Origin of the sequence: Spiroplasma poulsonii, from assembly GCF_009866525.1 — a bacterium.
GTDB classification, from domain to species: Bacteria; Bacillota_I; Bacilli_A; order Mycoplasmatales; family Mycoplasmataceae; genus Spiroplasma; species Spiroplasma poulsonii.
The window spans coordinates 823824-835981 of sequence record NZ_CM020866.1 but is presented as its reverse complement, the minus strand read 5'-3'; the positions used below and the strand labels follow the sequence as shown (position 1 = coordinate 835981).

Annotated in this window: 10 protein-coding genes, 1 pseudogene and 1 riboswitch; of the genes and pseudogenes, 4 read left to right on the top strand and 7 right to left on the bottom strand. The window is 27.6% G+C overall.

The window, feature by feature from the left end:
• Nucleotides 1–2: 2 nt before the first annotated feature.
• The 3 genes from tkt to deoD are packed head-to-tail and all read right to left on the bottom strand — an operon-like array spanning nucleotide 3 to nucleotide 3386.
• A complete protein-coding gene (gene tkt, locus MSROBK_RS04625) occupies nucleotides 3–1988 on the bottom strand; it encodes a transketolase (protein ID WP_040093338.1) in 1986 nt (661 codons plus the stop codon).
• Nucleotides 1989–2033: 45 nt separating this feature from the next.
• Nucleotides 2034–2657, bottom strand: coding sequence for a deoxynucleoside kinase (locus tag MSROBK_RS04620; protein ID WP_040093336.1), 624 nt, complete (start codon nucleotides 2655–2657; stop codon nucleotides 2034–2036).
• Between the two features lie 18 nt (nucleotides 2658–2675).
• A complete protein-coding gene (deoD, locus tag MSROBK_RS04615) occupies nucleotides 2676–3386 on the bottom strand; it encodes a purine-nucleoside phosphorylase (protein ID WP_040093334.1) in 711 nt (236 codons plus the stop codon).
• Nucleotides 3387–3785: 399 nt separating this feature from the next.
• Nucleotides 3786–3956, bottom strand: a riboswitch (cobalamin riboswitch).
• A 271-nt stretch (nucleotides 3957–4227) separates the two neighbouring features.
• Here deoD and MSROBK_RS13345 point away from each other — a divergent pair.
• Both MSROBK_RS13345 and MSROBK_RS13340 read left to right on the top strand, forming a co-directional pair.
• Nucleotides 4228–4680 (top strand): IS5 family transposase, encoded by a 453-nt coding sequence (locus tag MSROBK_RS13345; RefSeq protein ID WP_040092446.1) that lies wholly within the window; start codon nucleotides 4228–4230, stop codon nucleotides 4678–4680.
• Nucleotides 4614–5063: pseudogene (locus MSROBK_RS13340) on the top strand (transposase family protein); the annotation flags it as partial. The gene MSROBK_RS13345 and the pseudogene MSROBK_RS13340, both read left to right, overlap by 67 nt.
• Before the next feature lie 211 nt (nucleotides 5064–5274).
• Here the strand turns inward: MSROBK_RS13340 and MSROBK_RS04605 are convergent.
• Nucleotides 5275–6828 carry a hypothetical protein gene (locus MSROBK_RS04605; protein WP_040093332.1) on the bottom strand — a complete coding sequence of 518 codons (1554 nt, stop codon included), beginning with the start codon at nucleotides 6826–6828 and terminating at the stop codon, nucleotides 5275–5277.
• A 180-nt stretch (nucleotides 6829–7008) separates the two neighbouring features.
• Here MSROBK_RS04605 and MSROBK_RS13335 point away from each other — a divergent pair, with 180 nt between their 5' ends.
• Together MSROBK_RS13335 and MSROBK_RS13330 are read left to right on the top strand one after the other, a co-directional pair.
• On the top strand, nucleotides 7009–7461 hold the full coding sequence (locus tag MSROBK_RS13335) for an IS5 family transposase (RefSeq protein WP_040093331.1): 453 nt from the start codon (nucleotides 7009–7011) through the stop codon (nucleotides 7459–7461).
• The gene (locus MSROBK_RS13330; RefSeq protein WP_416375037.1) at nucleotides 7446–7844 is read left to right on the top strand and encodes a transposase family protein; all 399 of its coding nucleotides are present in this window, start codon (nucleotides 7446–7448) and stop codon (nucleotides 7842–7844) included. The genes MSROBK_RS13335 and MSROBK_RS13330 overlap by 16 nt, the downstream gene beginning before the upstream one ends.
• Nucleotides 7845–8259: 415 nt before the next feature.
• Here MSROBK_RS13330 and recD2 read toward each other — a convergent pair whose 3' ends face one another.
• The 3 genes from recD2 to MSROBK_RS11545 all read right to left on the bottom strand — a co-directional run bounded on the left by recD2 (nucleotide 8260) and on the right by MSROBK_RS11545 (nucleotide 12064).
• A complete protein-coding gene (recD2, locus tag MSROBK_RS04595; protein WP_040093330.1) occupies nucleotides 8260–10407 on the bottom strand; it encodes an SF1B family DNA helicase RecD2 in 2148 nt (715 codons plus the stop codon).
• A 15-nt stretch (nucleotides 10408–10422) separates the two neighbouring features.
• Nucleotides 10423–11556 (bottom strand): tRNA 2-thiouridine(34) synthase MnmA, encoded by a 1134-nt coding sequence (mnmA, locus tag MSROBK_RS04590; protein WP_040093328.1) that lies wholly within the window; start codon nucleotides 11554–11556, stop codon nucleotides 10423–10425.
• Nucleotides 11557–11632: 76 nt separating this feature from the next.
• Complete coding sequence (locus tag MSROBK_RS11545; RefSeq protein WP_052443485.1) at nucleotides 11633–12064, bottom strand: hypothetical protein; 432 nt, start codon at nucleotides 12062–12064, stop codon at nucleotides 11633–11635.
• Nucleotides 12065–12158: the final 94 nt, after the last annotated feature.

Genomic DNA, 12158 nt, shown 5'->3' with positions numbered 1-12158 from the left:
ACTTAACCTAAATATTTTTCAATTCTTTGAATAATCGTGTCTTGATCTAAGCATTTGTACTTAATAACAGCATCAGCACTTCCTGATAAACCATAATCATCAACACCAATTACTAAACCAGTTTTACCAACAAATTTGTATCAAACATAGTCATTAGAAAACTCAATTGCAATTACTTTTGGAAAGTCTTTTGGAATTACGCTTTCTTGATAAGCAATTGGTTGCTGGTCAAATAATTCAACCGATGGCATTGAAACCACCCGAATATTTGCTTTCATTGTCTTAGCCGCATTAATTGCAATTGGGACTTCGGTTCCTGTTGCAATAATAATTGCCGTTAATGGTTTTGTCTTGTCTTCTTCAACAACAATATATCCTCCCTGCAATGTTTTTTTATAACAAGTTGTAGCTAACTGATAAGGGGTATCTTGGCGCGATAAAATTAATGCTGAAGGCGTTTTTTTTGTTTCAACAACAAGTTTTAAACAACCAATTGCTTCATTAATATCAGCGGGACGTAAAACGTTTAAATTCGGACAATTTCGTAACATTGCTAATTGTTCAACTGGCTGGTGCGACTTACCATCAAAACCAACCCCAATTGAGTCATGTGAAAAAGCAAAAATAACCGGTAAATTTTGAATACATGCCATTCTAATGCACGGTTTCATATAATCAGAAAAAATTAAAAACGTTGAATTAAATCCTTTTAATCCTTGATGTAATTCAATTCCAATGCTAATTGTCCCGGCGGCAAATTCCCGAACCCCAAAATGAATATTATTATTTTGGGGTGTCTTAATTGTTCATGAACCATTATAACCAATAATCTTTGTCGCTGTTCCCAAATCAGCACTACCACCAAACATATTATTAGGACATTTTTGTTGATAATATTTAAAAACATCCCCCATAATAATTCTTGTTCCTGCTTTTTTATTTTGATCAGTTGTTAAAAAGGATTTAAAAGCATCAAATTCAACAGTCGGAGCAGCAAATAATTGCTTGAATTCCTCGGGAAAAGCAGTTTGATAAGCTTTTAATTTTTTTGCTCATGTTTGGTATGTTTCTTGACCGCGTTTAATAAAAGCATCCTTTCAATAAGTTTTAACATCTGGGTCAACATAAAATTGCGGATGTTCAAAATCATAAAAGGTTTGCACTTGTTGCATTTCTTCTGCTGTAAACGGTGATGAATGCATTGGTGAGCCTTGTTTTGGATGCCCATAACCAATAATTGTTTTACACTCAATTAAAGTTGGCTTATCACTTTTTTGCGCTGCTGTGATTGCCTTTTTAATTGCTGTTAAATCTTCATCAGCATTATCAACGCGAATATAATTTCAATTTTGTGCTTCAAAAAATTTTTGATAATTTACTTTTAAAACTTCATCACACTTGGTATCTAATTGACAATCATTTGAATCATACAACATAATTAATTTATTTAACTTTCATACTCCAGCTAACTGGATTGCCTCAAGAGCACCCCCCTCTTGTAAATCACCATCACTACACAAAACATAAGTATAATGATCAATAATGTCATGTCCTGATTTATTAAACTTAGCAGCTAAATGTTGTTCTGCTAATGCCATTCCAACGCCATAACCAACACCTTGGCCTAATGGTCCCGATGAATTATCAACCCCTGGGGTTACACCATATTCAGGGTGCGCTGGGGTTTTTGAATTAATATGGCGATAATTTTTTAAATCATCAATTGATAAATCATAACCTGCAAAATGTAAAATTGCATATTGAAGCGTTGACGCATGTCCTGGCGATAGCACAAAACGGTCACGATTAATTCAATCGGGGACAGCTGGATTAGCAATTAAATTGTTTAAATAAATTGCTTGCATCATTGGCGCTGCACTTAAAACAATCCCTGGATGGCCAGTTTTATTATAGATAATTGGATCTAAGCCTAAAATTCGTAAATTACTTAAGCTTTTTGTTTCAATATTATTATTTGTATCTTTCATTTCGTTTTCCTCCTAATAAATTTAAAATATCAACGATAATTATTTTTAAATTAAACAAGGAACTTTATTATCTATCATTAATAATTTCTGCATAATAAAGGTCATTTTTTCTGCAAAATTATCGTTATCAGCATCAACAACAATGAAATGATAATAATCCTTTAATTCATAATATAAGACCTCATATTGTTCATTTAATTTTTCCCAATAATGGTATGGCGTTTCTAATTCTAATACGCGGCCACGCTTATTAATCCGTTCAACAGCTTTTGCTGTTGAAACTTTTAAATAAATAATGACATCAAACCCTAATTTTTGTTTTAAAATTGGTGTAATAACATTTTGAAAAAAACGATTGTAAACTTTAAAATCAACATCATTCATAATTTCTAACAAATGTGAAACCCGAACAAAAACCGGATCTTCTAAAATCGTGCGATCAAAAACAGTATCTTCTAAATTATCAATTTCAAAAAATTGTTCAATTCTGGTTGTCAACATGTAAATTTGCATTTTAAAGGCAAATCCTTTCATATCCTGATAAAAATCATTAAAATATGGGTTTTCTTCTAAGGGTTCTTTAAATAAATTATAATTTAACTGTTGACATAACGTCTCACTAACTTTTGTTTTCCCAGCACCAACAGTTCCAAAAACAGCAATTTTCATTTCTTCTCCTCCGTTAGGTTATTTCATTAATTGCACTTCCGTTGTTAACGCCAATTGCACCATTACCATAAAATTATTTTGGCGTTCCATTGCTGAAGCTGCTTGTTTTGTAACAAGGTTATCAGAAATAGTTAGCAATGTTGCTGCTTGTTTTTTGGTCACAATTGCATTTGCAAACAAGGCATATGATTCCATTTCAACAACATCTAGATTATGTTCTTTCGTAAATGATAACGACTCATCATAGCGATAAAAAACATCAGCAGCATAGGCAGTACCAGTATGTGTTTTGATTCCTTGCTTTAACGCTACATCTTCAATCGTATTGAATAATTTTTCACTTGATGGAATTAGATGAGAATCTATATTAGCAGCAATTTTGGCATAATTACTTTCACCAAACGCTTCGCGAACATTGAAAATATCATATAGTTCAAACTCTGATTTATAACTACCCGCTGAACCAATGCGAATAATATAATCAACATCATAAAATTTAAATAATTCATAGGAATAAATTCCAATACTTGGACAACCCATCCCACTTCCAGCAATTGTAATTTCAATATCTTGATATTTTCCTGTATACATAAACATATTTCGAACCTCATTGACTAATTTGTAATCGGTCAAATATTTTTCCGCAATTGCTTTTGCTCGTAACGAATCACCGGGCATTAAAACAACTTTTGCAATATCCGTTGGTTTTGCATTAATATGTGGTGTCATTTTTTTATTTCCTTCTTTTTGTACCTTTATTGGACTAACGATCCTATTAATGAGATTATTATTTAAAATACTTTTTCTTAAAAATAAATTTAAACAAAACGAAAAGGAATATTTTAATATATTCATATAAGTGATGTTTAATTAACAGTTTTATTTTTATTTAATAAATTAGGTTAATAAAAAATTAAAATTATAAAATATTTTAAAATTAGTTTTATTAAACTTAAAGATTTTTTAATTATTATTATTTTAAATAATGCCCTAATAGGATTATCGCTTTAAATTAACAACTAAAAAACGCTTTTTGACGTCTTTCAAATTATTATTTAATAGTTTTTCACTAATAAATAATTAACTATCCAACCCCAGGGATAATAACTATAAAGGCAGCACTGATAAAATATCAATGTTTTTTAGATCGGTCTACTGGCTCAGTTTCACTTTACTCGCTATTCCTTCTCAAGAAGTATCTTCTCAATGGCATATGTTAGCTTTCATCCACTTTACAGTTGCTGGGACAGCCTAGGATTTTCACCTAATTCCCGTAACATCCAAAATTGCTTTTTAAAGTTGTTAAAGTAATAATATAAAGTTTAATTTTAAAATGCAAGTTAAAAGTAAACTTTTTCCTAAAACGACAACACTGTTGGAATAAAGTAAGTGTTTGCTGGTAAAATCCAGTAAACACTTACTTTATTCGGTCCACTGATAAAACGCGGCAAAATTGCGGCCTACATCTGGTGCATACTATCTTTAAAATTCTTTAACATAATAGACTTCTTGCGATACCCTTTTTTATTAAAATATTATTATAAAATATAATTTATGAGGACATAAAAATATGAACAATAATAAATTTAATACTCTTAATGATAGAGAATGGTTAAGATTAACAGGAATAAAAAAATCCACTTTTAATAAAATGTTAGATATTTTAAAAGTTGCTGAAATAGAAAAATTTAAAAAAGGTGGTAAAACTAATAAATTATCATTAGAAAATAGATTATTGATGACTTTATTATATTGACGAGAATATCAGACTTATTTTCATCTTGGTAAAAGTTTTGATATTAGTGAGGCTAATTGTTATCGTAATATTAAGTGAATTGAAGATATTTTAATTAAAAACTCTGATTTTCAACAACTTGCTGGTAAAAAAGCACTAATAAATGATTATTTTAATGATAAAACTATTATTATTGATGCTACCGAAACTCCAATCCAACGCCCAAAAAAAGACAAAAACAATCTTATTCTGGTAAAAAGAAAAAACACACGATCAAAACACAAGTAATTATCGAACAAGAAACCAAAAAAATTATTGCAACAAGTTTTTCGCTCGGAAAAAAACATGATTATGCTTTATTTAAAGAATCAAAAATCCCAATTTTAAAAAATACCAAATTAATAGTTGATAGTGGTTATCAAGGAATACAAAAAAATCACAATAATGTTCTAATACCTACAAAGAAAACAAAGAAAAACCCTTTAAACAAAGAACAAAAGCAATATAATAGACTAGTTTCAAAAATGAGAATTATTATTGAAAATATTTTTGCTATTCTTAAAAAATTTAAAATTATTACAGAAAAATATCGTAATCGAAGAAAAAGATTTGGTTTAAGATTTAATTTAATTGCCTCAATTTATAATTTACAATTATTATATTTAACATAAAATATTTATTTAAAATTAAATAATTTAAATAATAAATTAATTTTTCGTTGTGGAAAAATATTAAATTTTTAAATAAAAAACATAATTAATTAAAATTATATTTTTCTATTAGTATCTTTTTTACAAATATTTGCAATTTTTTAACAAGTAATGTAAGAAGTCTAATATTAAAATAAAAAAAGCAAGAACTTTCTTGCTTTTTAAGTTAATGTTATTTTTTAGTAAATTGTAATGTAAATAATGTTGATGTTCACCCAGTATAATAAACGGCATTATTTGTCCCAAAAGTTAGATCAAAGTTTCAGACCGTACCACGACGTAATGAAAAAGTATCTTTTGTATCATTTAAAGTAACATCATGACCACGTTTTTTTCAATCACCTGTTGTAAAAATATCTAATCCTGATAAGCCTTTGGCCTCAGAAGATGCTTTAAAATCATCAATTAAAATTCTTAAAACCTTTTGATATTTATATTCTGGTAAAGCTAAAATTTTATTAAAGGCGGACTCACTAAGATGTCAAACCCCAGAATTTTTATTTGATTCAAGACGAAAATGTTTATAAAAAGCTGTTACCAATTTTCCATATTCCAGTAGTTTTTTATCCAAACCATCTTTTGTAATTTCAACTTGAACTTTTAATGCTTCACCGCCGTTCATAACTGCCCCCAATAATGGAAATCCAGCAACTAACATTTTTGATAAATTAACATTAAAATAAGCTAAATTTAAACTATTATGTCCTGTATTAAAAATATTAACTAATGAACGATAAAATGTAACAAAGTTTTCTGGTGTAATTTTATCTGGTTGATAACCCATTCCGGCTCAAACATAAGAAGCTGTTTTTTCAGTTACAAGATCAACCCCATTTGTGCTGTTATTAATAGCGCTTGTTAATAAAGTTAATAACGTTAATGAATCATTATATTTAATACTTCCAACAAGGTTTGCTGAATCAGAATCTTCCGCAATGGCTTTTTTTAATTTTGCTAAAATAATATTATCTAAATCACGAAAGCCTTGGGTATAGTTAACATTAAAATCATTATAAATTTCTTCAAAACCTGGAGTTTTATCAATTTGGAATGTTCCTTCTTTAACAAAAAATTTTACAATTACTTTTGAAAGTTTTTCAACAACACCACGTAAAACATCCCCCATTGTCTTTGGATCATCAGTAATAACATATTGAATAAAGTAATTTGAAGTGGTTGCTAAATTTTTAAAATTAACCTTAAAACTAAAACTAAAATCTAATCGGGTTGCTTTAACATCTTTAACAGCTGGATTATTTGCTAACTTTGCTAATTTTTCTGTATCAATAAAATTTAAATTATATTTTAAACTATCTTCAGATAAATCAATTGGTTTAGTATCAATATAATAATTTGAATAATCATTAATAATTTGTTGATTCACATTGTTAAAAACAGCCATAAAACTAGTTTTTAAAATTTGTAAAGCACCAACAACTTTAGGATCATTTTGATCTAATGCTTTACTTTGTGTCGTTTTATCAACCATAGTATATAACTCATCAAATGTTGGTTGATAATCCTTACTATTAATTGTGTTTCTGGTGCGAGCATACTCTAAAAATGCATTTGAAATGCGTTGCGAAATTTTATTTAAAGTCTCGGCATCCTTTGCTGCTCCAGTATTTGAATCATCTGAGTCGCTCCCCCGATGACAACTAACAATTGTGCTAGCTCCTGTTACAGTGAAAGCAGAAATACCCAATAACGCCAATAATTTTTTCATTTTTTCAGTCTCCCCTTCAGCATATTTTTGCTACATATGTTTTTAATTATGACAAAAAAACAAAAAAAACAAGTGGTCTCATACTCTTGAAGCTGTTTGCTATAAATACATTAGACTTCTTGCGATACCCTTTTTTATTAAAATATTATTATAAAATATAATTTATGAGGACATAAAAATATGAACAATAATAAATTTAATACTCTTAATGATAGAGAATGGTTAAGATTAACAGGAATAAAAAAATCCACTTTTAATAAAATGTTAGATATTTTAAAAGTTGCTGAAATAGAAAAATTTAAAAAAGGTGGTAAAACTAATAAATTATCATTAGAAAATAGATTATTGATGACTTTATTATATTGACGAGAATATCAGACTTATTTTCGTCTTGGTAAAAGTTTTGATATTAGTGAGGCTAATTGTTATCGTAATATTAAGTGAATTGAAGATATTTTAATTAAAAACTCTGATTTTCAACAACTTGCTGGTAAAAAAGCACTAATAAATGATTATTTTAATGATAAAACTATTATTATTGATGCTACCGAAACTCCAATCCAACGCCCAAAAAAAGACAAAAACAATCTTATTCTGGTAAAAAGAAAAAACACACGATCAAAACACAAGTAATTATCGAACAAGAAACCAAAAAAATTATTGCAACAAGTTTTTCGCTCGGAAAAAAACATGATTATGCTTTATTTAAAGAATCAAAAATCCCAATTTTAAAAAATACCAAATTAATAGTTGATAGTGGTTATCAAGGAATACAAAAAAATCACAATAATGTTCTAATACCTACAAAGAAAACAAAGAAAAACCCTTTAAACAAAGAACAAAAGCAATATAATAGACTAGTTTCAAAAATGAGAATTATTATTGAAAATATTTTTGCTATTCTTAAAAAATTTAAAATTATTACAGAAAAATATCGTAATCGAAGAAAAAGATTTGGTTTAAGATTTAATTTAATTGCCTCAATTTATAATTTACATTTATTATATTTAACATAAAATATTTATTTAAAATTAAATAATTTAAATAATAAATTAATTTTTCGTTGTGGAAAAATATTAAATTTTTAAATAAAAAACATAATTAATTAAAATTATATTTTTCTATTAGTATCTTTTTTACAAATATTTGCAATTTTTTAACAAGTAATGCAAGAAGTCTATTTAAAATTAACCAATAAAATCACACACTAAAAAAATAAAATGTGTAATTAAAACTAAATTTAATTACACATTCTAAATATAAACTAATGAAAACTATAAAATATGTTTCTATGTCTGCTTAAAAATAAACTGCTATAGTTTTAGTTTTAAGCACCATCATTATAACAAAAAAACTGTTTTGGCCTAAAAAAATAATTTATTTTAAATTAACATCATAAAAGCAAAAACAACAATAAAACAAATCCTATATTTAATAATCTTTAAGAACTTCTTCTAGCGTTGTTCGCCGTTTTTGCGACAAATTATTAACACCTTGCAAAAAAGCTCTTTGTTCGCCAATTAAATATAAATTTGTTTTTGCTCGAGTAATTGCAGTATATATTAAATTCCGTTTTAACATCATTCAAAAACTTTTAGTGATAACAAAAATGATATTATCATATTCACTTCCTTGCAATTTGTGCACACTACATGCATAAGCTAAAGTAATATCGTAATACATTTCTTTACTATATTCAACAATGTTGTCATATTTTATTAATAAAACATCGTTAAAGTTTCTATCTTTTTTAATATCAACAATAACTCCAACATCACCATTATAAATTTCCAACTCGGGACGATTTTTTAATTGCATTACTTTATCATTAACCCGAAAAATCCGATGACCAATTTTAATCTCTTTTTGGCCATAAGAACGATTTATTTTATCTTGTAAATAGGTGTTTAACATGTTAATGCCAACAGGACCATTATACATCGGAGCAATTACTTGAATTGCATTATAATCTCCTGATTTTTCTTCATTTAGTTTCTGATATAAATCACCAATTGTTGTTAATAATAAATGAGGATCAGTTTCTTCAATAAAAGTTAAATCTTTTTTGTTTAGTAAATCATATTCAAAATGGTCTTGCTCAATCGCATAACTTAATTCCAAAATATCATTTCCTGCTTCTTGGCGGTAAACTTCTTCTAACTTAATGACATTGAAAACATCACTTTGGATAATATCACGTAAAGTGTTACCGCAGGCAACAGAAGGCAACTGATTTGGATCACCAATTAAAATTAATTTTCGTAAATTTAAACTAGCTTTGGCAATTTGAGCTAATAACAAACTATCAACCATACTAACTTCATCTAAAATTAAAATATCATTTTCTAACGGATTACTTTCATTATAAAAAAACTGATTTGTAATTGCATCATATTTCAATAATTTATGAATCGTTAAGGCTTTTTGTCCTGTTTTTTCGCGCAATCGTTTTGCTGCCTTTCCGGTTGGTGCTGCTAAAACAATTTTTGATTGTTGATAAACTTGCTTTAAAATACTAACAATTCCATCAACTACAGTTGTTTTACCAGTTCCTGGACCACCAATAATTACTAAAAAATTGGAATGAACAGCGGCTTTGATTGCTTTCGTTTGATTTGCATTGTAACTAATTTGTTTCTTGCTTGTTAACTTCTCTAAATGCTTTACCAGTTTTTCTTCATCATATTGATCCGTTGAATTTAGACCACTTAACATGGCAGCAATATTTAACTCACTATGATATATTTCTGCAACATAAATTTTATCATTTTTAAAAATTAGTAAGTTGATTTCTTTACTATATTTTAACCCCGCTAAAATAGATTCTTTTGTTAAATCATTAAAATGTTTTTGTAAAATAACTGTTAATTCATCTAATGTTAAATAAGTATCACCAGTATTATTACAAAATTCTTTTGCTAAATATCAGGCATAATAACCAATTCGAATATCACTAAGCGGGTCTTGGTCAAGCGCTAAATAAATTTGATCAATTATTTTGAATGAAATATTATCTTTTAACAGTAATGAATAAGGGTCTTTTGTTAATAAAGCATAAATTTGATCAACATTATATTTTGTTTTTAATAATGATAAAACTTGCAAAGACAACCCTTTTTGATTAAATTGATGGTTTAATTCATCATCTTGGCTCATTTCGTTAAATGATTTTGCAATAATATCCGCTTGTTTAGTAGTAACTCCTGGAATTTGTTTTAGTTCTAAAATATTGGACTTAATTTTACTAACAATATCGTTTCCATAATAATCAATAATACTTTGTGCTGTTTTTGCTCCGATTGTTGGAAACAAACTACTTGTTAAGTATTTCAAAACTTCATCATTGCTTTGGGGTCCAATTTGTTTTAATTCTTTAACTTCAAAATTTTGACCATAACGATTATTATAAACAAATTCACCAGTTAATTCGTATAATTGATCAGGTTGTAACGTTGCTAAAAAACCTTTAATAAAGATAAAATGGGTTTTATCTTTTTCTAATTGAAATTTACAAATCCGATAACCATTCTTTGATTCAAAAACAATTAATTTTAAATAACCACGTATCTTTTCAGCCATTACAATATTCCTTTCTTATAAGTAACATAGTTTTTGATCATTTAAATAAACTTCATCAATTGTTCCACTACCAAGACAAACATCACCATCATAAAAAACGGCAGCTTGACCAGGAGTTATCGCTTTTACTTTATTATCAAAATGAACAAGACATTTGTCATCACTTAAAACCGTTACTTTAACTGGAATATCTTTTTGGCGATAACGAAATTTTGCTGTAGAGTTAAACTGATCAGTTTTCAGTGTATTAATTCAATTAACATCTGTTACAAGACAACTAGTTGAATATAGTCATTTTTCTTCACTACTTTTTGCCACATATAAAATATTTTTTGCCGCATTTTTGCCAGCAACAAAATAAGGTTCTGTCATCCCCCCTAAATTTAATCCTCGTCGTTGCCCAATTGTATAATACATAATACCATTATGTGTTCCAACAACTTCTTTTGTTTCAATATCAACAATCAAACCATTTTGATTTGGAATATAATTTTGCAAAAAGTTTTTAAAATCACGTTCACCAATAAAACAAATTCCAGTTGAATCTTTTTTATTTGCTGTTATTAAATTTTGTGCATTAGCAATTTCTCGAACTTCTTTTTTGGTTAAATTTCCTAACGGAAAAATTGTTTTTGCTAATTGATGTTGATTTAATTGACTTAAAAAATAAGTCTGATCCTTGTCACCATCGACTCCTCGTAATAATTGATATTCATTTATTTCTTGATTAAATTGTACCCGCGCATAATGCCCCATTGCAATAAAATCAGCTTGATAATTATTAATCGCATACTTTAAAAAATAATCAAATTTAATATATTTATTACATAAAATATCTGGGTTTGGTGTTCGTCCTTTTTGATACTCACTAATAAAATATTCAAAGACATATTCTCAATACTCTTTAATAAAATCAACGCGATGTAATGGCACTTTCAAAGCAGCACTAACTTTTGCTGCGTCATTATAATCAACTTCTTGGGGGCAAATTGGATTATTGATTGCCTTATTCCCTAAAATATCATTATTTAATTGACTATCTCAATTTCGCATAAACAGCCCTTCAACTTGATAGCCAGCTTGTTGTAATAAATATAAGCTAACAGAAGAGTCAACACCTCCCGATAAGCCGACAACAACTTTTTCCATTTATAATCACTTCCCTTAATAATATAATTAGCAATATTATTTTAACATTAAAACACTAAGTTTAAAAAACTTAGTGTTATCTTTTTTGACGCTTTAAGAATAAAATCCCTATTGACATTAAGATATTTGCTAATATTAAAAAACTATAACTAATAATTTGCATTATACCACTTGTTAACAGAAAAGTATTATTACTGTAAAAATAACCATACAAAGCAATTCCAATTACACTTCCTAATAATAATAAACCAAAAGGTAAAAGCAAATATAATTGAATTTTAAAATTAGGAATAACACAGAATGGTAAAATAATAACAATAGCATAGATACTAAGCAAGATAATCATAAACAACCGGCTCGGTAAAAAATAATCTTGGTTAGTTTGAATAAAATCAAATTCTCCAAAAGTTGTTGTAATAAAATTATATAAATCCAATGATGAATTATTAATTCAATTATTAAAGATTAAAAAAGCACCACATAAAAGAATTAGACCAACAACAGCCATAATCCGTGCTGTTAAAATCGTTGGATTACGTCATGTAATAATGTTATTTTTCCTAATTTTACTAATTCTTTGTCTTCCGTTTGGTAATAGTTGA